The sequence below is a fragment of the Pantoea phytobeneficialis genome, from assembly GCF_009728735.1.
Classification (GTDB): domain Bacteria; phylum Pseudomonadota; class Gammaproteobacteria; order Enterobacterales; family Enterobacteriaceae; genus Pantoea; species Pantoea phytobeneficialis.
Genome location: NZ_CP024640.1, coordinates 106855 through 130973, shown reverse-complemented (window position 1 = coordinate 130973; position 24119 = coordinate 106855). Strand labels below are relative to the sequence as shown.

Genomic DNA, 24119 nt, shown 5'->3' with positions numbered 1-24119 from the left:
TCATAGCAAACAGCTACACAGGAAATACCAATGTTTTGCGGTTTCTCGATGATATTAGTTACAACAGACAAAAGAGAATACAAAAAAATACTGGTTTGTGACACTGGCGAAAGGTGCCCTCAGTCTCGCAATCTGGAAAAGTTTCCTGCTGACCGAAGGCGTTTTTTAACGGAAATAACTAGGTTGTTGTAACTAAGAGCGCAGCGTTAATATCCTGCTACCGAAAGACCAATATGGGCAAATGAACATTGTCAGTGGCGGGTGTTGCGGATAACCTTAATAACCATAAAATTTAAATGGGTATCAGGAAGGTTGTCATGAACCGTTTTATGATGGCAAACAGCCAGCAATGCATCGGATGCCGAGCCTGCGAAGTCGCCTGTGTCATGGCTCATAATGATGAGCAACATGCGTTAACCCCCGAGCAGTTCACTCCTCGTATTACGGTGATTAAACATCAACAACAGCGTAACGCTGTCACCTGTCATCATTGTGAAGATGCACCCTGTGCCCGTAGCTGTCCAAATGGCGCAATCAGCCGCGTCAATGATTCCGTGCAGGTTAATCAGCAGCTGTGTATCGGCTGTAAATCCTGTGTCATCGCCTGCCCTTTTGGCACCCTTCAGGTGTTAATCACTTCCACTGGCAAAGCCACCGCGCACAAATGCGATCTCTGCCTTGAACGCCGGGATGGGCCGGCCTGTGCGCAAAATTGTCCTACGCATGCTTTGCAACAGGTGAATAACGTTACCCTGACCAAACTGGTGCAATCACGCCGCCTGCGTGCCGCCAGTCAGGAGGCGCAACCCTGGCACCAGGTCGCCGTGCTGCCACCTGTATCTGACCATGCCAAAGTACGGCAAATGAAAGCATCGTCGCCACGGGGAGAAGCAGACAAACTCCCGTTGGTAATGCGCCAACAAAGCTTTGATGAAATCTACCTGCCATTTCATGCAGAGCAGGCACAACGTGAGGCACAGCGCTGCCTCGCTTGTGGCGAGCATAGCATTTGCGAGTGGAAATGCCCCCTGCATAACCACATTCCGCAATGGATAGCACAAGTGAAAGCAGGCAATATCGCCGCCGCCGTGGCACTTTCACATCAAACCAACTGTTTGCCCGAAATCACCGGTCGCGTGTGCCCGCAGGACCGCCTGTGTGAAGGTGCCTGTACGCTTCGCGACGAATATGGCTCAGTTACCATTGGCAATATTGAGCGATTTATCTCTGATCAGGCACTGGCGCAGGGGTGGCGGCCCGATTTAAGCACGGTGCAACAGGTGAATAAACGCGTCGCCATTATTGGCGCGGGTCCAGCCGGGCTGGCCTGCGCGGATGTGTTGGTGCGCAACGGCGTAAGCGCGACAGTTTATGACCGCCACCCGGAGATCGGCGGTTTACTGACCTTTGGTATTCCTTCTTTTAAACTGGATAAAGCGTTACTGGCGCGTCGGCGTGAGATCTTCAGCGCTATGGGCATCCGCTTTGAGTTGAACTGTGAGATTGGCAAAGATATAGCGCTGGAGACATTGCTCAGTGACTATGACGCCGTATTTATTGGCGTCGGAACCTATAACTCGATGAAGGCAAACCTGCCTAACGAAGACGCCCCCGGTGTCTGCGATGCACTCCCCTTCCTGATCGCCAATACCAGACAATTGATGGGGCTGCCACCCGCTGCCGGACAACCATTTATCAACACCGCCGGTCTGAACGTCGTGGTGTTGGGAGGGGGAGATACCGCGATGGACTGCGTGCGCACGGCGCTACGCCACGGGGCGAATAAAGTGACCTGTGCGTATCGTCGCGATGAGGCCAATATGCCTGGCTCCAGGAAGGAGGTGAAAAACGCACATGATGAGGGGGCAGCGTTTGAATTCAACGTACAGCCGGTGCAACTGGAACTGGACGACAGTGGCAAGGTTTGCGGTATCCGTCTGCTGCGCACACAACCGGGTGAGCAAGATGCGACGGGCCGCCGTCGGCCAGTGCCGATTGAGGGAAGCGAGTTTGTCATGCCTGCCGATATCGTGATTATGGCGTTTGGTTTTAATCCTCACGCCCTGCCCTGGCTGGTGAGTCAGAATGTTCAACTGGATGCCCGTGGCCGCATTGCCGCCAACGTTAACAGCACCTACCGTTACCAGACCAGCAATCCGCAAATTTTCGCTGGCGGTGATGCGGTGCGCGGTGCAGACCTGGTGGTGACGGCGATGGCCGAAGGTCGTCATGCGGCACAAGGTATGATGGACTGGCTGGAAATATAAGATGGGGTGTGCAACCGACCAAAATATGAATTAATTGTTTCTGAATATCGATAATAACGGTTAAATTCGCCACATCTGGTGGCGAATTGAAATCCCGACAGACAGTTAATATTTATAAAATATGTGATCGACTTCAAACAAATTTTAAAATGCCGTAAATACCTGAAAAAAATAATAACTTTATTATGCAAATGCACATTGCCTTGCGTCAGGGTAAACCTTATCGTTTTCTGGTGGAGAAATAAATAACAACGTTAAATCAGGATTGATATGTGCAAAGCGACCTGCATTCTTCCAGTGTAAATAATTAATTTATTCCAGGCATCCCTGACTTGAACAATTCATTATTTACATTTTTAAAATTCTATCAAGTTTAAGGTGGTGCCAGATGGCTCAAGTCAATGAAGTCGGCGATGTTGTTCATGCCAGGAAAACCAATGTCAGGTGGCATGTTGTTATTATTCTTTTTATCATAACCGCCGTGAGTGTTGGCGATCGCTCCACGCTGGCAATTGCCGGTAAAGATATGACCACCTCTCTGGGAATTAACCCTGGCCAGATGGGATGGGTATTCTCAGCATTCGCCTGGGCATACTGTATGGCACAGATTCCCGGCGGCTGGTTACTGGACCGTTTCGGTTCAAAAAAAATCTATCTCTGCGGCCTGTGTTTGTGGTCAGTGTTTACTTTATTGCAGGGTTTTGTGGAAGTTTTCCACGGTTCCACTGCCATCATCTGTTTCACCGTTCTCCTGTTTCTGGTTGGCCTGTGTGAGGCGCCGGTCATGCCGGGAAACAGTCGTTTTGTCGCCGCCTGGTTTCCCTCTAAAGAAAGGGCTACCGCCGCCGCAGTTTTTAATTCGGCGCAATATTTCGCGACGGCGATTTTTGCACCCATAATGGGTTGGCTGACACTGAATTATGGCTGGCAATCTATTTTTATCTTTATGGGCCTGTTGGGTATCATCATTACTTTCTCTGCGGCCAGAGTCATCCATAATCCGTTGAACCATCCCCGCGTGAATGACGAAGAGATTGAGTATATCCGTGAAGGCGGCGCCCTGGTGGATATGGATCAGGGCAAGTCAAAGACAGCTTCCGCATTCAATATCAGCGCCTTCAAGCAATTGGTCACTAATCGCATGTTATTAGGGATTTATCTTGGTCAATATTGCATCAACGTTTTGACGTTCTTTTTCATTACCTGGTTTCCACTTTATCTGGCAATGGATAAGGGTCTGGATATCAAAACGGTTGGATTTATTGCGGCCATCCCGGCAATTTGCGGATTTCTGGGTGGATTGATGGGCGGTGTGATCTCGGACCGTATTTTACGCATCACAAAATCACTGTCTATCGCACGTAAAACGCCCATTGTCCTCGGCATGCTGCTCTCCATGGTGATGGTGTTCTGTAACTATGTCGACTCGATTTACCTGGTTGTCTTATTCATGTCACTGGCTTTTCTTGGCAAAGGCATTGGCGCACTGGGATGGGCAGTGATGTCAGATACCGCCCCGAAAGAGATGGCAGGTGTCGCCGGTGGGTTGTTTAATTTGTGTGGTAATTTCGCAGGCATCATTTCTCCGGTTGTCATTGGCTATATCGTAAAAGCCACAGGACATTTTGAATGGGCACTGGTATTCGTTGCGATCCATGCGCTCATCGCCATTTTCAGCTTTGTGGTCATCGTTGGTCCGGTTAAACGTATTGAACTGAAAAAAGCGCTTTAAGCCCTACCGTGCCACGGATGGCGCCGGGTCTGATTCCAGTCAACCTTCTCCTGACAACCCGCATATTTATTTCCTCAGAAAAAAGCCCATTTCCAAAACAGAGATGGGCGAATTCACTTCCTTTTTTTTGTTTTTTTACTAGTATTTCCCTGATGCTGCTTTTTCAGCTTAAAAGTATGCCGTTTCGGTACAGATGTGAAAGGTTGACTTCAGGTAGGGTTGGATTTATGTAGGGTTGGATTTATGTAGGGTTATTTTTATGTAGTTCTATGTCAACGGAGAGACAAAATCGATGAAATCATTATCAATACCCCATAATTTAATTCAGATGTTTGAAAATGACACCGTGGTAGGTTGGGCGATCAAAGACCGTACCTCAAAATTTGTCTATGTAAATAAAGCATTCAAGATCTGGCAAACTATCGCCACCTCTTATGATTACGAAGGCCGTAAGATCCACGACGTTCCGGTACCAGTCGCTGAATTTGCCGATATATTTGAGCAGCAGGAAAGGTTTGTAGAAAGCACAGGAACTATTTTAAGAGCCATCACGACGCATATTCAGGGTCGTGAAAAGATAATGCAGCCGGTTTATAATATTCAGGAACCACTTTATGACGAAAGCGGCACATGCATAGGGACAATAATAAGCGTAAGACACGTTAATATCCTTACACCCACATCATTATTAAATGGCAAGCTGAATCAACACGCCACTTTTCAAACTCCATCTGATATTTTTACAGAAAAGGAATGGGAAGTAATGTATTTATTACTTTGTAATCTCAGCCTTAAGGAGATAAGTAATGTTCTTGGCATTTCTGTAGATGCCGTGAACGGGAGGCTGAGAAGCTCCTTCAGAAAAACCGGTGTAAACTCATCGGCGGCATTAGTTGATTTTTGCAGAACCAGTAGATTTGATAACTATATTCCTCAGTTTTTCCTCAAAAAAGGCCACATCGTCATAACTGGTTGAGAAAAAATGGAATTTTACTTCAAAAATTCATTGCTGGGATGGGCGGTAAAAGATCACTCATCCCGATACGTTTATGCCAATGACCGAGCCTGCAATTACTTCAACATCCCTTCTGATAAAATAAACGGGTGTACAGACCGGGATCTGATTAAAGATATTGATAGCGTTTACCACAGCATCATACTCGATGATCAAAAAATCGCCCGCACCGGCAGGATGAGTGTTGTGGTGAAAATCGTGAGTTATGGCGGAAAGGATGAACGCAAAGCATTCAGGGTTGAAAAACGCCCCTGGCAGTTCAAAGATGGCTCAGTAGGCATCATCTGTACTTACATTGAGTTGGCTAACGTTTATTTTTCAACGTTCATCACGCATTCCAGTCGAAGATCACTGGTATTCACTAAACCTTCTGATTTTTTCACCGACCGGGAATGGGAAGTGATTTTACTATTATTTTGCAGTGTCAAACAGAACATCATGTCAGACATGCTCGGTATTAGCGCATTCACGTTAAGGAACAGGATAATACGTTGTTGTCAGAAGGCGGGAGCACTGAATACCTCGAGTCTGCTGCAATATTGCTATTGTAAGGGGTGGGATAATTATGTCCCACCTTACTTTTTAAACAAGAGATACCTGGTCATTGAACAATAATGGGACAAGCACTGGCGGACCTTAAGCCCGCCAGCATGTCACCGTTAAAACGGCGCCACCTGCGCCAGACTCACGGGGTGCCGCTGCCGCCACCAGCCAAAGCTCAGTAAAGAAATTCCACCAATGATGACCAGAGCACCCAGCAAGGTGAAGCCTGACATATAACTTCCCGTACGCGCATACAGAATCGCGACCATGAAACCCGCCAGCGTCCCGCCACCACCGGCACCAATGCCATTGACGATGCCCGATGCAGCCCCCACCGCATGAGGACGCACACTTGACTGGATGATCGACCAGATATTCGGCGTAAAACTACTGGCGTAATAGCCCATTGCCAGGGTGATCAACGTCATTTTCACCACGGCGCTCTCCACCCACGGCAACAGCAGCAACATCGCGCCAGGGATCAGCAGACCCAATGCGGCGATTAAAATCCGCTTACCGGTTTTGTCACTCAGCCATGACATAGGGATAGCCAGCAATACGGCCAGCAGGTAGGGCAGCGCGCTGGCAAATGCCTGGCTCCATCCGGTGAAGCCGAGGGATGTCACCACCATTGGAATCCAGAGCGTAATCCCCCAGAACAACATTCCCTGCGTAAGATAAGTGATGATCAGCAACACAAACGACATGCCGCCAAAATCCTCACGGGTCAGACGCACTTTGCGCGGGGCCACCTGCGCCTGCTGCAACGGCGCATCACGCGTATTCAACAGCACGCGGGCATAGAGCGGCACCATCACAAGTAATCCAATGCCGCCACAGAGGAAAAAGAGATTACGCCAGCCCATCATATTGTGTAGCGGTGTCAGGATGATAAATCCCAGTCCGAGCGCTAAAAACTGGCCGTAATAATGGATAAGGCTGTTGGCGCGGGTCAGTTCTGCCGGGGAGAACCACAGCCGCACAAAGCGGGATTGCTGCGGCCAGTAAATCCCTTCCGCCACCCCCAGCACGAAGCGACAGGCGACCAGAAAGGCCACGCTGCTGACCAGGCCGGTGGTGAGGGTAGCCAAAGACCAAAGTGCCATCATACCGATCGCAATGGTTTTAGGGTCAAATCGGGTGGTGAAGATACCGCCGGAGATATTCGCAACGATATAACCGATGAGAAAAGCCGTCAGTACCAGGCTTGAGGTGGTGGCAAACCCAGCTCCGCTAAAACCGAGATCCTGAGCCACGTCCTTCAGCGTAACGGAGAGATTAGTGCGGTCGATGTAAGAGATAAACATACCCAACATCAGCGTACCGCCAATACGTAACCATGGAGATTGCATAGAGATGACCTCAGTAAAAGTCAGCAGCGCGCCACAAGGGAACGCCTGCTTTCAGGGTGAGTTGAGGCATCAGCAACTGGCTACCTGTCAGGGTATGCTGATGGACATCGGTAAAGGTAATCGAACGATTTTCAAGCCGAAAAAGCGCCACATCGGCATAACTGCCCGGCGCCAGGGTGCCTATCTGATGTTGCATTCCCAGTAAGGCCGCAGGCCGGGCGGTACAGCAGGCAACCACCTGGTGCAGCGACAAACCCAGCGCAAGAAACTTCGACATCACCCAAGGCAAGCCATACACCGGTGCACGGTGTAACGTCATTGATGACAGATCGCTACTGATGATATCCGGCAGAAAATCATCCTCCACGGCACGCTGAGCCACCCGCTGGGAAAAGTTATTGCGGCCATGAGCACAATCAAAGATCACCCCGCGCTGGCGTGCCTGGCGCGCCGCAGGCTTAACGCGCCCCTGTTCATCAAGCAGTGTGTCCCCTTTGCCGTGGTAGCAATGGGCGAACACATCCCCAGCACGGAATATCTCCAGCAGTTGTTCGGTGGTTTGCACCGGGTCAGTCATGTGCACGGCGACACGACAATTTAGCGTCTCAGCCATCTCAACGGCACGTATCATCGGACGGGAACCCAGTTCACCGACAATGCCGCGTTCTTCTTTCAATTTCAGACCGAGCAGAACATCAGGATACTGGCGGAAAAGTTGCTGTAATCGGGGGAGGTCGAAATACGCCGGATCGTGATTCTCTTCTTGCCAGAGCTGGCCTGCCGGGTACGCTGCGACATAAGCTTTAATACGCACCAGGCTACGGGGGATCTGGTCGCGCAGAAAGCTTTCGACATTGGCGCTCCCGGCAGAACCGGCATCAACCACGGTAGTGACACCAAACGGCAGGGTGGCAAGATCGGGAGGTACGCTACTGTGGGTGCCGCCATAAAATACATGGGCGTGATAATCAATTAACCCGGGAAACGCATAGCAACCGGCAGCGTCGATAATCTCAGTCGTGCCGCTGACAGGCGTATCCTCCGGGGCAATGACATCATTCAGGATATGGATATCCTGACGGCATTCCGTTCCTCTGGCGGGATCAATAACAATGGCATTCTTAATTAACAGATGTTTTTCAGGCATAGGGGCAGACCTTATTTGTGGTTATTCACCTTTTATTCCCTCTAAGCCTGGTGTTAAACACTGAATTAAGCATCGTTCATCTGCCCGGATTTAACGCCATCAGGAGCTGATTCTCTGTGAAAATAACCAATTTGATTTTAACTGCTTCACACTATTTTTTATTTTGTGAGCAACCCCGTGTTGACACAAAAAATAACATATTTACATAAATTGACGCACGGAAATAGCAAAATCGCTGCGTTAACATAGCAGCAGACCTCTCAGTCTGCTGCCACTCATCAAGGATTTACGGGTAACTCACTGGTGTGATTGCGCTCGGGTCGAGATGTTTACTCAATGTCTTGATTGCCGACTTCATCGGGCACAACGTACCGACGTCAGTGATACGGCAGTCGGCCTGACGCCACTCTTCACGCAGCAACGGATGAGCCTGGTCGACTGACTGTAAATGACGCAGGTCGTCCAGACTTTGTCCCTGAAAGAAGACATGGATAAACCGCTCACCACTTTGCGTGTCACGCCAGCGCTCAAAGACCAGACTGCTTCCCGGCGGAATATTGCCACGCGTATAGCCCGGCAGCGTCCAGCTGAAGCCCATCAGCGTGCGCACCATCGCGATATTGGTATCATGCGCAACCAGCAGTAACCAACGCGTATCCGGCATCGACGCCGGGGTATGATCCACCCCCTGCAACATGGCGTTCAGCAATATGGAACCCCGTTTCTGCGCGGTATAAAGCACGTCATTACTGAGATCATAATTGGCGGTCAGCAAGGGCAAGATCTCGGTTATCTGTGCAGCCGTTGTGATTTTTCCCCAGGCGAGCTGACTGAGCGGCAAATTTTCATTCCAGCCAAGCCGCAAGGTTTCCACCATATTAGCCAGCACGCTCAGACCCTCAACATAGGTTTTGCCACTTTTGCTTTGTTTAATTTGCCAGGGTTTATCAAAAAAAGAGCAGTCCGTTCCGGGAGCGCATACCGCGGTCTTCAGTGCGCTCACCGCAGGCTGCAATGCCTGTTGTCGTGCCGCCAGATCCCCCGCTTTGGCCTGTACCGCTGCCAACTGTGTTGCCGGTTCGGTGTTCGTCGCCGGAAACGCTTCGGTCTGGAACAACGGATCGTTCTCCTCCTTCACGCGGTGAATGGCAACACCACAACCGGGAAATGCCCCATCAACCAACGCCAGGGCTGTCGCCTGGGTACGTTGTAACGGACTGGCTCTGACATAGATATCCTGTGGCTGCGGGCAACCGGCGGTCAGTAAACCGAGCTGGCGATAGTGTTCACCTTCCCAGCGTCCTTTGTTTACCACCGCCGCATAACCATGTCCGGTCAGTTCACCGTCACGGGTGACCCAGGTTGTCCAGTGACGATGCGTGGCGGCCTCGATGTCCTTGCGGTTATCCGGCGTGGGTGGCCGGATGCCGTGGCGGCTGAGTTCCACCACTTTCTCCAGTTGATAATGTGCTGCTGCGTGGGTTTGCGTTGCGCATAACCACAGTGCTCCGGCGATGAACAGGCGTGCAGCGGCCTGATGTCTGCGTGGCATCATAATCTCTTCCTTTATTGAGGTAATTAAGATGAAAACAGGGTGCGGTGTTCGCTGGCGTTGCGTCTCGCCACCATCACAGCAGTGACAAAACACAACAACGCGGAAACAAGACCGGCTGCCACCCAAAACAGGGACAACGTGTGAAAATCGTAAAGTTTTTTGCCGTTTTCCATCACCGAGGTTTTATCGATGATAAAGCCGGTCAGGAACTCACCAAAACCCGCGCCAGCGTAGCTGACAATACCAATGGTGCCCAGCGCAGCGCCTGCTGCTTTGCGCGAGGAGATATCCACAGCGAGCAAACCGCCCAGAAAACAGGTCAGCGCGCCAATGGTGGCACCGAAGATCACCATCGACAGAATATCGGTGTAGTAGCTGTGTGGGGACCACAGCATCAAGGCAAATCCGGCGGTGTTAATCAGACTAATAAAACCCGCCATAATGCTGCGATTGCGGGCAAAGAAACGGTCTGATAACACGCCAGCGAGAATGGTGCCAACGATGCCGGCAATGGCATTTACACCAATAATGGCGGAGGCTTCGACGGTGGTGTACCCCTTGCCTTGTTGCAGGAAAAAGATGCCCCAGGAATTCACACCGTAGCGATCGATATACATAAATGCCGAAGCCAGCGCCAGCGTCCAGAGCGCCGGGTTGCGCAGCGCCATCAGTTGATTACGCAGCACCGAACTTCTGGCTTCTTCTTCTTCAAGCGGTTCATCGCTGATGGTATTGATTGAGGGAAAGCCACTGCTCTGCGGCGAGTCACGCATAAACAACAGCATGATCACCACGCCGGCGGCACCCAGCGCCGCGGTGGAGAGATACCCCATATGCCAGCCGTAACCGGCAATAACCGCAGCAATCACCATGTAGGTCATGGCTTCGCCGATATTGTGCGCCGTTGACCAGATGGAATAGAAGGTGCCGCGCTCCTTCGTCCCGTACCAACGTGCCAGCGACACGGCACATGGCCCGACCCCCATTGACTGTGCCCAGCCATTGATGCCCCAGAAAATCGCCAGCATCATGGCATTGGTGGTCATGCCCATCATCAAGTTCATGCCCGCACTGAGCAATAATCCCAGGCTCATAAAGCGCACCACGTTGGCATGATCCGCGAGAAACCCGTTCACAAACTTACCGATGGCATAACTAAAGAAGAGTGCAGAACCAATCATGCCCAATTCTGACGGTGAAATCCCTAAATCCACCAGCGCACTTTTGGCAACGGTAAAGGAAAGACGGCACACATAAAAGGTGACGTAAGCCAGTGTCATCGCCAGAAAGGTCTGCCAGCGCACCACACGAAAACGGTTTTCATTAAAAGTTATGCCGTCTTTCGCCGGGCTGGCCCGGAAAAAGCTGAGTAATCCAGACATCATCGTATCTCCGTTGGGCGGAGGCGGTGCTGATTGATGTGTTTCATCCCTGAGAGCGTGTTCCCTGTTGTGTAGAGTACATAATCAGATGCCCTACCCGTGCAGGTTAAAGTAAGGGTTGTTTAACCCATTGTTTTAATTGTGGGTAAATCTTTTCACTTGCCAAAAGAACAACATTTCCGCGCGCGATCCCCTCCGCCGCAAGATAATCGTTGGTGATACCTCCCGCCTCCCGCATCAACACGATCCCTGGTAATCCATCCCAGGGGTTCATATGCGGCTCGTAATAACCAATCAGACGACCCGCCGCAGCCCAGGCGCTCATTAACGCGCCAGAGCCATTGCGCACGAACATGCCGCCATGTTGCAGAAGTTGGTCAAGAAACGGCAGGAAATCTTCGGTAGAAACGCGATGCGACGTGCCAACACCCATCACCCCACCCGCGACGGTGGTCGCCGGATGCGGCGAGATTTGCTGATCGTTCAGCCACGCGCCCTGCCCTTTGCAGGCATGGAACAGCTCGTGGTGATTGGGGTCATACACCACGCCGATCACCGGTTCGCCGTCAATAACGATGGCCAGCGAGAAACACCAGGTATGCAGGCCGTTGAGAAAACAGCTGGTGCCATCGATAGGGTCCACTACCCACAGCACCGATTTCCCCTCATCGGCCGTGCCGCTCTCTTCGCCGAGGAAACCATCGTTCGGAAATGCCTCCGCTATCCGCGATTTTACGAAGGACTCCACCTCACAATCGGCGCGGCTGACCACATCCTGCAAGTCGCTCCCTTTGTGCAGGGTTTGCAGACTGTCACGCTGTTGATAGAACTCATACGCCAGTTTTCCACCTGACTCAGCAAGACTACAGGCGAAGCGATAGCGCGCCAAAAGCGAATCATTTTCACTGGTTAACATAACCTCTCCCTAAAATGCACACGCGTGCATTATGCGATAAAAAATTAGCCCCGAAGGGCAGAGAGAGTGTGGCGGCAGTCGGCAGATTATACTGTGACCGATGCCGCATAAAATTAATTTTCCATTAAGCGCTGTTACGGATAATTAATTTCACTGGTACGGCACGCTGCCGTGAAGGGAGATCAAACTGTGCAATCCGCGTGATAAGAAGATCGACCGCATGGTGTGCCAGTGCGTCGGTATCCTGTTGAATTGTCGTAAGATGATAGGGATCCCATTCAGCCTGGGGTATATCATCGAACCCGATGACAGCGGGGAGTACCGTCCCATCATTAAGGGAACGAAGACCGTCAATTGCGCCCAGCGCCAGCATATCTGTGGCACAAATCAGCACATGGCAGCGACTCAGGGTGATGGCAGCGGCACGCCCTGCCGCATAACCACCACCCGCGATAAATTGTGGGGTGATGTTAAAATGAGGGGCAGCTAACACCAGCGCCTGATAACGCTCGCGCGTACTGAAATTCGACACATCTTCTCCAATAAACCCCACCTCCTGCCAGCCTCGTTGCCGACAGTAATCCACCATCAGCTGCATTCCCTGCGCATTATCGCTGGCAACACGATCGCAACCTTGCAGATTGGCATCACGGTTAATCAGGGTGACCGGGATTTTGCGCGCCAGATACTCCTCCGCCAGGGAGAGTGGCGGCGCACCTGAAGTAATAATCACCCCCGCCACATGGTAACTCAGCAGTTGTTTCAGCGAAGGCGCAAGCTGTTCGGGATCGTCGGCGTTCATCAGCAACGGCATAAACCCCTGCAACGCCAACTGATGCACCAGCGGCGAAAGCAGCTTACTGCGGAAAGGGTTGTCAAAACCGGAGGTAATAATACCGATGAAATTGCTGCTCCCGGTATTCATCGTGCGAGCGATAATGTTGACCTGATAGCCCAATTGTTCAGCGGCCTGTAATACTTTGGCGCGCGTTTTTTCCGCAACGGATGCCCCGGGAGTAAAGGTACGTGACACCGCAGAACGTGAAACACCCGCCAGACGGGCCACATCTTCGGCCTTCACCCAGTTTTTGTTTTTCTCACTCATGCTGAGTCTTCACTGTGATCATCCATTTTTGTGGAGAAACATTCACATTATCAAATCTGTGAGGCGTTGCAATCTCATGCATCTATCGCCATGCGGGAATTTCATATTGAAATATGCGAATTAATTTAATAACTATCAATAAATTATATTTTCCAGTGCATGGGAAAGATCTCGTGTTTTTCCCTGTTGCCAGCCGTTAAGGTTGTGAATCGGCAGTGGACGTTGTTTACTGAGGCAATCAAGGGAGGGACCAGCCTATGTTAACCTGCTTTTCCATCGCCAATTATCGATCCATCCGCGATCTGACCTTGCCGCTGGAACGCTTGAATGTGATTACCGGCGAGAATGGCAGCGGTAAATCAAACCTCTACAAGGCGCTGCGCCTGCTTGCCGAGACAGCCAAAGAGGGGGTGATCAATGCGCTGGCAGAAGAAGGCGGGCTGACCTCAACCTACTGGGCAGGTCCGGAAACGCTGTCGCGCAGTATGAAACGTGGTGATGTGCCAATCGAAGGTGGGCCACGCCATCATGTGGTGCGCCTTAAGCTGGGCTTTGCCAGTGACCATTATGGTTATGCGATTAGCCTGGGCTTGCCGACCCCGAGTTCATCAGCCTTTGCTCATGACCCGGAGATCAAGCGAGAGGTTATTTTTAATGGTCTGTACTACCGCCCGGCTTCCTCATTAGTCGAGCGAAAAGGTAATCTGCTTAAAGTCCGCGCAGACAGACAATGGCAGGTCGCCACACAGAAAGTACCGGTCTACGGCAGCATGTTCGACCAACTGGCCGATCCCACCACTGCGCCTGAGGTTTTCCAGGTGCGTGAAATGATACGCAACTGGCGTTTCTACGATCATTTCCGTACCGATAAAGACGCCCCTGCACGCCAGGTGCAACTGTTAACGCGCACCCCGGTTCTGCACCATGACGGCAGAGACCTGGCATCAGCAATTCAAACCATTATTGAAACCGGCGATCGCCAGGCGCTAGCCCGTGCAATTAACGATGCTTTTCCTGGCAGTCGGCTGGAGGTCATACAGCCAGGCGAGGGACGAGGTGCGATCGCTTTCTACCAACATGGTCTGCTACGTCCTCTTTCGGCCGCCGAACTCTCCGACGGTACGCTGCGGTTTATTCTTTGGGTTGCCGCCTTGCTGACGCCACGCCCACCCGAATTGATGGTGCTGAACGAACCTGAAACCAGCCTGCATCCGGATCTGCTGCCTGCACTGGCGCGCTTAATTTTTCAGGCCTCGCAACATACGCAAATTTGGGTAATCTCTCACGCCAGCCGTCTGGTTAATGCGCTGATGCAAGACTCAGAATGTCACCTGATTGAGCTGGAAAAGGAGCTGGGGCAAACGCAGATTAAAGGACAGGATATTCTCGACGTACCCGCCTGGCATTGGCCTGATGAGTGATGTCACACCGTCACGTCAGGTAAACGTCATTGCCCAGGTGATCACCCCAGCCACTACCGTGGTGAAGGTCAGCGCGACGAGGAAAAGAATATCGACCATTTTTTCCAGCCGGTGATTGCGCCGCTGGTTGCGGGTGCGTAGCGCCCAGTAAGACATGATGGTGGTCGCCAGATAAAGAATGGCATTGATGGCGAGCAGATCATCGCCAAGCGTATCTTCACGTCTCAGGGTGGTCACAACCTGAAAAATACCGATAACCGTAATACAAACGCCGACCATCGCCGCCGACGCCATAAAGATATGCACACAAATATCTTCATCCAGCCTGTTACTGATTTTGGGTTTGATCATCAGCATCACCTTAAAAAGAGCAACGTTCGATTTCTCAAATAGTGGTGATTCACTCTAACCTTATAAGGTTAACTCAGACTGAGGAGAGAGAATATGGCTAGCGGCTGGTCTGGTGATGGCGCCGTTCAGGATCAGATTGACGCCACTGTTGATGATGCCGTTGCCCGGGCACGGAGTCATCTGGGCCAGGGTGAAAGCGCCCACTATTGCGACGAATGTGGTGAGCCGATTCCCGAGGCTCGACGGCTGGCATTACCTGGGGTTCGCTACTGTATCAAATGCCAGAGCGAGCGAGACAAACATGAGGCCAGCCACAGCGGGTACAACCGTCGCGGCAGTAAAGACAGCCAACTGAGATAGCCTCTCAGGGCAGCGTTATTCCGGTTCTATCCAGGTTGAAGTAAAGTCGAACCAGCCCAGATTATTAAAATGCATCCCCTGTGCCTGCTCTGGCCCCTGCAAACGCATCCAGTGGTGAAACAATGGCTGCAACCACCCTTCCCTGATAATGATCTCCGTCAGTTGCCTGGCAGGGAGTACACCCGCACGCCACTGCTGCTGCCAGTGGGAAAATAAATGCTCATCGCCACCAGAAATGGAGGTTTTTAATAATGGCATACCGGTCAGCCAGGCACCGACATTCCAGGCCTCCGGCAAGGTAAAATTCACCGTACCTAACCATAAATCCGCATCACCGGCGCCTGCCGCCCAGGCTTCATAGGGCATTTCAATCGCCTCAACGTCAACACCACTGGCTGCCAGAATCTGCTGACATGCCCGAATTAACACGGGAAATTCCCAGTGTTGATGGTGGTACGCCAGACGCAGGCGTTGAAGGTCGGGAGTGCGCATTCCTCCTTTTGCAATCTGATGCGACCAGTCGGAAAGCAAGCTCTCTGCGGGTAGCCACAGCGCCCGGACCGTTTCCGGCATCTGTTGCCTGATGGCTTGCGGTGCCAATTGCGCCCGAATCCAGCGTCGGTGTGCAGGGTTATGCCACAGGGGCGAACGGCTGTCGCACAGCAAAAAGTAGCCGCCGCGCTCCAGTACCGGCTCTTCCGCTGACGCGGTAAAGTGCGCACCCAGCGCGGCGACGTACTCGATATCGCTCATCCCGGAACTCAGCAACGCCGAAGGTCGGTCGGAAGGGACGGGTTCCAGGCAGGTAATGATATCAATTTCGTCCAACAGGCTGCGAAAGCCAAAGTAGCGATCAAACGCGGTCAGGCGCAGGTGCCATTCGTTATTTTCCGCGACCTGATAAGGCCCGGAACCGACAGGGTGCGAGGCAAAATCAGGCCGCTGGTGATGGTCGGCGGGCAGAATCAATGCGGCGGCATCCGCCAACAATTGTGGCAACAACTCATCCGGGTGGCTCAGTTCAATCATGACGCTCAGCTCACCCTGCGCCAGCACGCTTTTAAGATGAGAAAAAAGTGGGGATTGCGTGCTGCGGGTCAGAGAAGCCACCACATCGTGGCTGGTTAATGACGTGCCATCGTGAAACAGCACTCCGGGACGCAGGTAGAATCGCCAGTGCAGCGCATCAAGCCTGCGCCAACGGTGCGCGATATCCTGCTCAACCTGCCCGGAGTGCTCATCAATACGTGTCAGCCCGCTAAATATCTGCCGGATCAGGTGAATTTCCGTACGCCGCAACGCCGTTCCGGGATAGAGATTTTGCAAAGGTCGATAATAAGGCACACGCAGCGACTGGCGTTCATCCTGCACGCTGTGGCCCAGGCGACCGCGCAGCAGGGAGGCCAGATGGTGTTTCTCATCACCCAATAATGTCAGGACACCACGCATATCGTTCAGATCCAGCAGGCGTTCAGCCTTTGCCAGCATCAGTTGCTGTTGTGAATAGCGTAGCTCCAGTTTTGCCAGATGCCCGCGACCGGGGCGGGCATGCCAGGCCAGCCACCCGGCAGATTGCATCTGGATAATCAGGGTGCGCATATGTCGTTTGCTGCAAAACAGCGCATCAGCGAGGGTTTGCAGCGTGGTAAGTGCCTCGCGCTGCGGAAACAGGGTTAACAACTTTTGATAATGCTGCTCAAGACGTTGGCTACTCATAAAAGATGAACTCTATAGCGCAAAAGACATCAATTTTTCATTTCCTCTTTTTAACGCACTATTTTCCCGCAGGCAATCAAACCGACGGGAACCCCCATGAGCAGAATGATCAACAAAGACACCCGCATATGTATGTCACTGGCGGCGCGACCAACCAACTTCGGTACCCGCTTCCACAATTACCTCTACGAGGCGCTGGAACTGGATTATTTATATAAAGCGTTCACCACTCAGGACCTGGCGGCGGCCATCTCGGGTATCAGAGCGTTGGGGATTCGGGGATGTGGGGTATCGATGCCGTTTAAGCAGGCGTGCATTCCGCTGATTGACGAGCTGGCCCCCTCCGCCGCCGTGATTCACTCCGTGAATACCATCGTCAATAACGACGGCTATCTGACCGGCTACAACACCGACTATATCGCCATCGAAAAATTGCTACAGAAATACGACGTTGCGCCGCAACTGACCTTTGCCCTGCAAGGCAGCGGCGGCATGGCCAGCGCCGTCGCCTGTGCGTTAAAAAATCACGGATTTCACCACGGCTACATCATCGCCAGAGATGACGAGAGCGGCAAAGCCCTGGCGGCAGCGCACGGCTATCAGCACCGCCATACGATGGAAGGAGTGACGGCTGACGTGTTGATCAATGCCACGCCACTGGGAATGGCGGGTGGTCCGGAGGCGGAGACGCTGGCGTTCTCATCCACGGCGATTACGGCCGCTCAGGTGGTGTTTGATGTTGTGGCGCTGCCGGAACACACACCGCTGATCCGTTCTGCCCGTGAGCAGAACAAAAAGGTGATCAGCGGTGCGGAGGTTTTTGCCATTCAGGCGGTTGAGCAATTCAGCCTGTATACCGGTGTCCGTCCTTCCGATGAACACTTCCGTCAGGCCGCCGCCTGGGCAAGGCAGGTTTAACGCTGATACAGATGGACGATCTCCGCCGATAACTCCCGCGCCAGCAACGATGTCATTAAATGGTCCTGCGCATGGACCATAATCAAGGTCATGGGCTGGCGACCTTCTCCCGCATCCTGCTCAATCAGGCGGGTTTGCATTTTATGTGCCTGGCGGGTGAAGGTATCGGACTGCTGCAACAGCTGTTGTGCCAGGGCAATATCTCCCGCCCTGGCAGCCTGCAACGCCTCAAAGCACAGGCTGCGTGCCTGACCGGCGTTAACGATAATCTCCATCACCGCCTCTTCTAAATCGATCATCATTGCTCTCCGTCAAAGCCGTTATTTGCCGCCGTGGCAGCAAACCATTCACCGCTTTTTTTCACGCTGCGCGTCTGGCTGGCGAGATCGAGCTGTACAAAACCGTAGCGGTTTTTGTAGCCGTTACACCAGGACCAGTTATCAATAAAGGTCCACATGTGGTAACCAAGGCAGTGGCTGCCCTCGGCAATGCCTTTGTGCAGCCACTTCAGGTGATCGGAGATAAAATCGATACGGTATTGGTCGTTAATCTGCCCGTCTTGCGCAAAACGCTGCTCGTTTTCCACCCCCATGCCATTCTCGGAAATAAAACAGCGTGGGTTGCCGTAATTCACTCGCAGATTGGTGAGAATGTCATAGATGCCCGGCGGGTAGATTTCCCAGCCACGATACGGATTCATGGTGCGTCCCGGCATTTCATAATGGTCAAAGAACCACTCCGGCATAAAGGGGGCCGCCGGGTTGACCGCATTTTCGCGGCATTTAACCCGCCGAGGTTGATAGTAATTGATACCCAACAGGTCGATTTTTCCTGCCGCGATCAGGGCGCTGTCCCCCGGCAGGCACGCCGGTAATTGATCGTACTGCTTCAGCAACGCCACCAGATCTGGCGGATACTCCCCCAGCAGCACCGGATCGAGAAAGCTGCGATTAAACAGCAGATCCGCATGATGCGCGGCGGTAAGGTCGGCAGGGTGTTGAGAACGGGGGTACGACGGTGTCAGGTTAAGAATCACGCCGATCTCGCCGCGATAGTCCCCGGCGCGATACGCACTCACCGCCGCAGCGTGGGCCAGTACGGTGTGATACGCCACCGTAGCGGCCCGGCGAAAATCGACCACATTGGGATAGTGGAAATCATAAAGATAGCCACCTTCCACCGGCACGATCGGCTCGTTAAAGGTGAACCAGTGCAGCACCCGATCGCCGAACAGGTCAAAACAGACCTGCGCATAGCGACCAAACGCTGTCACCACGTCACGGCTCTCCCAACCGCCTTTCTCCTGCATCGCCAGCGGCATATCGAAATGAAACAACGTCAGGAACGGCGTGATGCCCTGCGCCAGTAACTCATCAATCACGCAGTTGTAAAACGCCACCGCTTCCGCATTTACCTCACCCGTGCCATCCGGTATCAGCCGCGACCAACTGATGGAGGTACGAAAACTGTTGTGATTAAGTTGCTTAAGTAAGGCAATATCCTGCTGCCAGTGCTGGTAAAAGGTCGAAGTGTGCTGTGGCCCGACCTGCTGATGAAAACGCCACGGTTGTTGTGCAAACCAGTGGTCCCAGGTAGTGGCGCTTTTTCCGCCGCTATCGCTGGCACCTTCTGTTTGCAGGGCCGAACTGGCACTGCCCCACCAAAAATTCTCAGGAAACTGATACTTCATTACGTTTCTCTCCGGATTGAGTTGTCGCCGCCTGTTCCTGGGCTTTTTGTTCTTCAGATTTCATCAGGGAACGCTCATACGCACGCAGAAAAGGCAGGTACATCAGGGCTGACATCACCATGCAAATCAGGCACATCACCACCGGACTGATCGCCCAGTTGGCAGCCCAGGATGCACCAATTGGTGCCGGTGTGGTCCAGGGCGTGAGCGACACCACCTGGGCCAGCCAGCCCATCCTGGTGGCGGTCCAGGCGAGGATGGCATTAACCATCGGTACGCAGACAAAGGGGATAAACATCATCGGATTCATAATGATCGGCGCGCCGAACATTATCGGTTCATTGATGTTGAAGAAGCTCGGCACGATACCCATTTTGCCAATGGTGCGCAGATGGGTGGTGCGGCTGCGCAACAGCAGGAAAGCCAGCGGTAAGGTGGAACCCACACCCCCGATCAACAGGTAATGATCCCAGAATCCCTGAAGGTAGATGTGCGGCAACGCGGTGCCCGCCGCCAGCGCCGCCTGGTTAGCGGAGAGGTTAGCCATCCAGAATGGGTTCATAATCCCGGTGACGATCAAGGCTCCGTGAATACCGGCAAACCAGAACAACTGACAAAGCAGCACCGACAACAAGATCGCTGGCAGCGAGTCAGACGCCGACACCAGCGGCTCAAGCAGATGCATAATCGCTTCGGGAATAATCATCCCGGTCTGCGCCTGGATAAACAGATTGAGCGGGTGCAGCGTGCCAATGATCACCACCACCGGGATCAGGATTTCAAAAGAACGAGCCACACCGGTTGGGACTTCTTTGGGTAAGCGGATGGTGATGTTGTTGTGCTTCAGCCAGGCGTAAACCCGCGTCGAATAAATCGCGGTGATCAACGCGGTAAATATCCCCTGCCCGGATAAATAGGCTGTGGAGATAGTACCGTTGGAGTAAGGTGCGGCCACCAGCAGAAACGCCATAAAGGCCAGCAACCCCGACATGACCGGATCGAGCGAGAACTGCCGCCCGAGGCTTGCGCCAATCCCCACCGAGATAAAAAAGGTCATGACCCCCATGCTGAGGTAAAACGGCAACATCAGTTGCTCACGGTAAGTCGCGGAAAAATCCAGCCAGGCACGGGCAAAGCCGTTGGTGGTGGTGGCCGAGAATGGCGGGAAGATAAATACCAGCATGAAAGAACCGATAATCATAAACGGCAGCGCGGCAGTAAAGCCGTCGCGGATCGCTATGATGTATTTCTGTTGCCCGAGACGTCCGGCCAGCGGCGTGATCGCTTTTTCGATAACGCCAATCATCGACTGATATAACGAACTCATACCATCACCTTTATTCGTGAGCCGCCTCAATAAGCGAAAGCGCGAAATCCAGCACTTTGTCGCCGCGCTGCATACCGTAGTCCATCATCTCGATTGGCTGGACAGGGATCCCGGCGCTTGCCGCTTTGTCGGCCAGCGTTTTCAGCATGTATTTCACCTGAGGTCCCAGCAGCACCACCTGATAACGCGCAAACTGTTCGTCAAATTCGGTCACGCCATACGCATCAATTTCAACGGCCAGACCGCGTTCCTGCGCCACTTCTTTCATTTTGCGTACCAGCATGCTGGTGGACATCCCCGCCGAACAACACAACATAATCCTGATCATCGTCATCCATCCTTAAAGCTATGCCTCAATGTGGTTACGATTGGATATCATACGGAAACCGGTTTCCATGAAAGGTTGAACGAAGTGTGACCCGCATCAATTTCTGATGAATCGGCGCTTTTTTTATTAGATTCGCATCACAAAACATCATTATTTCAACCCATAACGGCGCGATTTATCGCGCGTCATTTTGGCATAGTTAAAAAACCGCGCGATAAATCGTGCCGCTACGGGATGGTGATTTTGCGCAAAAATGGAAAACCGGTTTCCAAGAATAAGGGAAGTCGTTATACTTCTGCTGGCTAAAGTTTGCTCAGGGTTTCCGGGGAGAAAGATGTCTACGATCAACGATGTATCGCGCTTAGCTGGGGTGTCAAAAGCCACAGTTTCTCGGGTGTTGAGTGGTTCGCGCGGAGTGAAGGAAGCCAGCCGTCAGGCAGTGCTCAAAGCGGTTGACGAACTCAAGTATCGACCTAACGTTATTGCTCAGTCACTCTTCAGTCAGTCTACCGGTTGTATTGGCGTCATCTGCGCCCAGGAAAACATCAACCAAACTACCGGCTACCTGTATGCGCTGGAAAAACAACTCAGCCAGCACCAGAAACATCTCCTGTTACGCTTCGCCAACAACAAAGCCGATGTGTTACATGCGCTCGATGAACTGAGCTGTGGCCTGTGCGATGACGTGCTGATCATTGGCGCGCGCTTCCCGCTCGATATCCAGGATGACAATGTGATTCTGGTCGATTGTGCCGAAACTGACTGGCCCAACAGCATCCAGTTTGACCACGGTTTTGCCGCTGAGACCGCCTGTAACTATCTGATCAGCCAGGGTAAGCGCCAGATTGCTTTGATCTATCCCGAGGCCGGTAACGCAGGCGAGCAGGTACTGAGTGGTTATAAGCTCGCACTGGAAAATAACCTCCTGCCCTATAATCGTAATCTGGTGTTTATGGATACGCCCTCTTCATCGGTCGCGCTTCAGGTGCTGCTCAACAATGCCAGTACCCTGAATTTTACTGCGTTGTTGACGGCCAACGACCAGGAAGCACAACAGGTTATTACCCAGCTACAGGCCTTTAATAAATCGGTGCCGGGCGACATTATGGTGTTCAGCCTGGCCGGTTCAGTCCATTTACCGGGCATTCCCACCATTCCGGCCATTGAGTATTCACTGGATGCGATGGCAGCCAGAATTGTTGGTTGGCTGACGAGAAAGACGCAAGATATGTTGGGTTCCTGTACGTTACGCGGAAACTTAATCATTCCGCGCTGACACCACCGGAGTGAGGAGACGGATAATGACGCAGCAGTATGAATACAGGCTCACCCGCATACCGGCACCGCCGACGTTTACGGATGCGCGCTCCGTAATCATCCCGGATGCCGTGATGCAGCAACGTCTCGCTGCACTCCTTCAGCGCATGAACGCACAACAACTGGATTACCTGGTCATTTACGCGGATAAAGAACATGGCGGAAACTTTGAGTATCTCGCCGGTTTTATCCCACGTTTTGAGGAAGCCCTGCTGGTGGTCAGTGCGGGCGGCTCTCTCAGCTACATCATGGGCAATGAGAACCTCAAGCTGGTGCCGTTTGCCCGCAACCCCGGCACCTGCCTGCACGCCCCGATTTTCTCCCTGCCAAATCAACCGATGGATGGCGACCAACCGCTACACAAGCTGCTGGCAAGCTGTGGTATCGGCACCATGAGCCGCACCGGGATCGTCGGCTGGAAATTGTTCGCCGATCTCGCGCTGTTTGATGTCCCGGCATTTGTCGCCGATGCAGTATTTCAGGCTTCCGGTGGCAAACAACGTATCAGCAACGCGACCGGGTTGTTTATCTCCCCGCACGACGGGGTGCGTATCCGTAACCGCGCGGCTGAAGTCGCCTTCTATGAATACGGTGCCAATCTGGCATCGGGCAGCCTGCTCAACGCGCTGGATGCGGTGGAAATCGGCCTGAGTGAAAAAGCCATTGGACAACGGCTGGCCGCCGCAGGACAACCGAACAATGTCATCAGTATCGCCGCCACCGGTGACCGTTTCAGCCATGCCACTCTTTATCCCCGCGACAAATTGATCGCGCTGGGCGACCGCTTTTCCCTGACGGTCGGTTACAAAGGCGGGCTGAGCAGCAGAGCCGCGTATGTGGTGACCTGCGCTGACGATCTCCCTGCGCAAGTGGCGGATTACCTCACACGCGTGGCGGTGCCCTACTACCACACGGTGGTCAGTTGGCTGGAGCGTCTCAAATGCGGCATCACCGGCGGTGAACTGTATCAGACGGTAGAGAATGTGTTGCCGAAGGAGCGCTGGCACTGGCATCTGAATCCTGGGCATCTGGTGGCCGATGAAGAGTGGCTGTGCTCACCCGTCAGTGCAGGGTCCAGCGCGGTGTTAAGCAGTGGCATGTTATTGCAGATCGATATCATCCCTTCAGTGCCGGGTTACGCAGGATGCAGCATCGAAGATACGGTGGCGCTGGCAGATGCACAGCTGCAACAAGAGATTGCGGCGAGCTACCCGCAAGTCTGGCAGCGGATGCAGGCACGGCGGCGCTATGTCGAACAGGTGCTGCATATCCGGCTGCATCAGGATGTGTTGTTGCTGTCGAATACGGTAGGTTATTTGCGCCCCTGGCTGCTGGATAAGACTCAGGCGCTGGTGAAGGCGGCAACCTGAATCCGAACGATTTTCCTATTACCCACACCGTCTGTGGTAGGCGTTTTTAGCCGCAGACGTGCGCTGCCCCCGTCTGAATTATCATATTTTCATATAGATGAAGATGATTTCTCGGTGATCTCCTGTCCGATGCGCTGAGAAATAATTGCGCAGCTTCACAATTTTTATTATTAGTAATTGCCAATGTTGCAGAGCGTGCTGAATACTCCCGCCGCAACATCCACATACGTTTTATTGCGGCGTGCTACTGCTTCGGCAGGCAAGACCAAAATAAAAATGCCAGCTCCAGTCTTTTCTGGAGTGCATT

The 24119-nt window shown here is 52.7% G+C and carries 21 protein-coding genes; 9 read left to right on the top strand and 12 right to left on the bottom strand.

Annotation, left to right across the window (positions count from 1 at the left end; all coding sequences use genetic code 11):
• Positions 1–317 precede the first annotated feature (317 nt).
• The 4 genes from aegA to CTZ24_RS25985 all read left to right on the top strand — a co-directional run bounded on the left by aegA (position 318) and on the right by CTZ24_RS25985 (position 5629).
• Positions 318–2267: a formate-dependent uric acid utilization protein AegA gene (gene aegA, locus CTZ24_RS26000; RefSeq protein ID WP_208727346.1), complete on the top strand. Its 1950-nt coding sequence runs from the start codon at positions 318–320 to the stop codon at positions 2265–2267.
• Between the two features lie 388 nt (positions 2268–2655).
• Entirely contained in the window at positions 2656–3999 is a 1344-nt protein-coding gene (locus CTZ24_RS25995) for an MFS transporter (protein ID WP_021185531.1), read from the top strand.
• A 292-nt stretch (positions 4000–4291) separates the two neighbouring features.
• Positions 4292–4975 carry a helix-turn-helix transcriptional regulator gene (locus CTZ24_RS25990; RefSeq protein WP_208727345.1) on the top strand — a complete coding sequence of 228 codons (684 nt, stop codon included), beginning with the start codon at positions 4292–4294 and terminating at the stop codon, positions 4973–4975.
• Positions 4976–4981: 6 nt separating this feature from the next.
• A complete protein-coding gene (locus tag CTZ24_RS25985; protein WP_036627251.1) occupies positions 4982–5629 on the top strand; it encodes a PAS domain-containing protein in 648 nt (215 codons plus the stop codon).
• Positions 5630–5673: 44 nt separating this feature from the next.
• Here CTZ24_RS25985 and CTZ24_RS25980 read toward each other — a convergent pair whose 3' ends face one another.
• The 6 genes from CTZ24_RS25980 to CTZ24_RS25955 all read right to left on the bottom strand — a co-directional run bounded on the left by CTZ24_RS25980 (position 5674) and on the right by CTZ24_RS25955 (position 13014).
• Positions 5674–6909: an MFS transporter gene (locus tag CTZ24_RS25980; protein ID WP_208727344.1), complete on the bottom strand. Its 1236-nt coding sequence runs from the start codon at positions 6907–6909 to the stop codon at positions 5674–5676.
• Between the two features lie 10 nt (positions 6910–6919).
• On the bottom strand, positions 6920–8056 hold the full coding sequence (locus tag CTZ24_RS25975) for a metallo-dependent hydrolase (protein ID WP_208727343.1): 1137 nt from the start codon (positions 8054–8056) through the stop codon (positions 6920–6922).
• A 286-nt stretch (positions 8057–8342) separates the two neighbouring features.
• Complete coding sequence (locus tag CTZ24_RS25970) at positions 8343–9611, bottom strand: histidine-type phosphatase (protein ID WP_208727342.1); 1269 nt, start codon at positions 9609–9611, stop codon at positions 8343–8345.
• Between the two features lie 23 nt (positions 9612–9634).
• The gene (locus CTZ24_RS25965; RefSeq protein ID WP_208727354.1) at positions 9635–10993 is read right to left on the bottom strand and encodes an MFS transporter; all 1359 of its coding nucleotides are present in this window, start codon (positions 10991–10993) and stop codon (positions 9635–9637) included.
• Positions 10994–11099: 106 nt separating this feature from the next.
• Positions 11100–11909, bottom strand: coding sequence for an inositol monophosphatase family protein (locus CTZ24_RS25960; protein WP_208727341.1), 810 nt, complete (start codon positions 11907–11909; stop codon positions 11100–11102).
• Positions 11910–12033: 124 nt separating this feature from the next.
• On the bottom strand, positions 12034–13014 hold the full coding sequence (locus CTZ24_RS25955) for a LacI family DNA-binding transcriptional regulator (RefSeq protein ID WP_208727340.1): 981 nt from the start codon (positions 13012–13014) through the stop codon (positions 12034–12036).
• A 257-nt stretch (positions 13015–13271) separates the two neighbouring features.
• Between CTZ24_RS25955 and CTZ24_RS25950 the strand changes: the two genes are divergently transcribed.
• A complete protein-coding gene (locus CTZ24_RS25950) occupies positions 13272–14435 on the top strand; it encodes an AAA family ATPase (protein WP_208727339.1) in 1164 nt (387 codons plus the stop codon).
• Positions 14436–14450: 15 nt separating this feature from the next.
• Here CTZ24_RS25950 and CTZ24_RS25945 read toward each other — a convergent pair whose 3' ends face one another.
• Positions 14451–14786 (bottom strand): hypothetical protein, encoded by a 336-nt coding sequence (locus CTZ24_RS25945; protein WP_021185540.1) that lies wholly within the window; start codon positions 14784–14786, stop codon positions 14451–14453.
• Between the two features lie 93 nt (positions 14787–14879).
• Here CTZ24_RS25945 and CTZ24_RS25940 point away from each other — a divergent pair, with 93 nt between their 5' ends.
• Entirely contained in the window at positions 14880–15146 is a 267-nt protein-coding gene (locus CTZ24_RS25940) for a DksA/TraR family C4-type zinc finger protein (protein ID WP_036627261.1), read from the top strand.
• A 15-nt stretch (positions 15147–15161) separates the two neighbouring features.
• Here the strand turns inward: CTZ24_RS25940 and sgrR are convergent, their stop codons facing one another.
• Positions 15162–16862 carry an HTH-type transcriptional regulator SgrR gene (gene sgrR / locus CTZ24_RS25935; RefSeq protein WP_208727338.1) on the bottom strand — a complete coding sequence of 567 codons (1701 nt, stop codon included), beginning with the start codon at positions 16860–16862 and terminating at the stop codon, positions 15162–15164.
• A 96-nt stretch (positions 16863–16958) separates the two neighbouring features.
• Between sgrR and CTZ24_RS25930 the strand changes: the two genes are divergently transcribed.
• Entirely contained in the window at positions 16959–17780 is an 822-nt protein-coding gene (locus tag CTZ24_RS25930) for a shikimate 5-dehydrogenase (RefSeq protein WP_208727337.1), read from the top strand.
• On the opposite strand, the gene CTZ24_RS25925 is transcribed toward CTZ24_RS25930, so the two are convergent.
• Genes CTZ24_RS25925 through CTZ24_RS25910 form a run of 4 tightly spaced genes read right to left on the bottom strand, consistent with a single transcriptional unit; the run spans position 17777 to position 21125 of the window.
• Positions 17777–18079, bottom strand: a complete 303-nt coding sequence (locus tag CTZ24_RS25925; protein ID WP_036627274.1) for a PTS lactose/cellobiose transporter subunit IIA — start codon at positions 18077–18079, stop codon at positions 17777–17779. The genes CTZ24_RS25930 and CTZ24_RS25925 overlap by 4 nt on opposite strands.
• A complete protein-coding gene (locus tag CTZ24_RS25920; protein WP_208727336.1) occupies positions 18079–19470 on the bottom strand; it encodes a glycoside hydrolase family 1 protein in 1392 nt (463 codons plus the stop codon). The genes CTZ24_RS25925 and CTZ24_RS25920 overlap by 1 nt, the downstream gene beginning before the upstream one ends.
• Complete coding sequence (locus tag CTZ24_RS25915; protein ID WP_021185546.1) at positions 19451–20797, bottom strand: PTS sugar transporter subunit IIC; 1347 nt, start codon at positions 20795–20797, stop codon at positions 19451–19453. Before CTZ24_RS25915 ends, CTZ24_RS25920 begins: the two co-directional genes overlap by 20 nt.
• Before the next feature lie 10 nt (positions 20798–20807).
• Positions 20808–21125 carry a PTS sugar transporter subunit IIB gene (locus CTZ24_RS25910; protein ID WP_021185547.1) on the bottom strand — a complete coding sequence of 106 codons (318 nt, stop codon included), beginning with the start codon at positions 21123–21125 and terminating at the stop codon, positions 20808–20810.
• Between the two features lie 334 nt (positions 21126–21459).
• Between CTZ24_RS25910 and CTZ24_RS25905 the strand changes: the two genes are divergently transcribed.
• Positions 21460–22401, top strand: a complete 942-nt coding sequence (locus tag CTZ24_RS25905; RefSeq protein WP_208727335.1) for a LacI family DNA-binding transcriptional regulator — start codon at positions 21460–21462, stop codon at positions 22399–22401.
• 25 nt (positions 22402–22426) lie between these two features.
• Complete coding sequence (locus CTZ24_RS25900) at positions 22427–23812, top strand: M24 family metallopeptidase (RefSeq protein WP_208727334.1); 1386 nt, start codon at positions 22427–22429, stop codon at positions 23810–23812.
• The last annotated feature ends 307 nt before the right edge of the window (positions 23813–24119 follow it).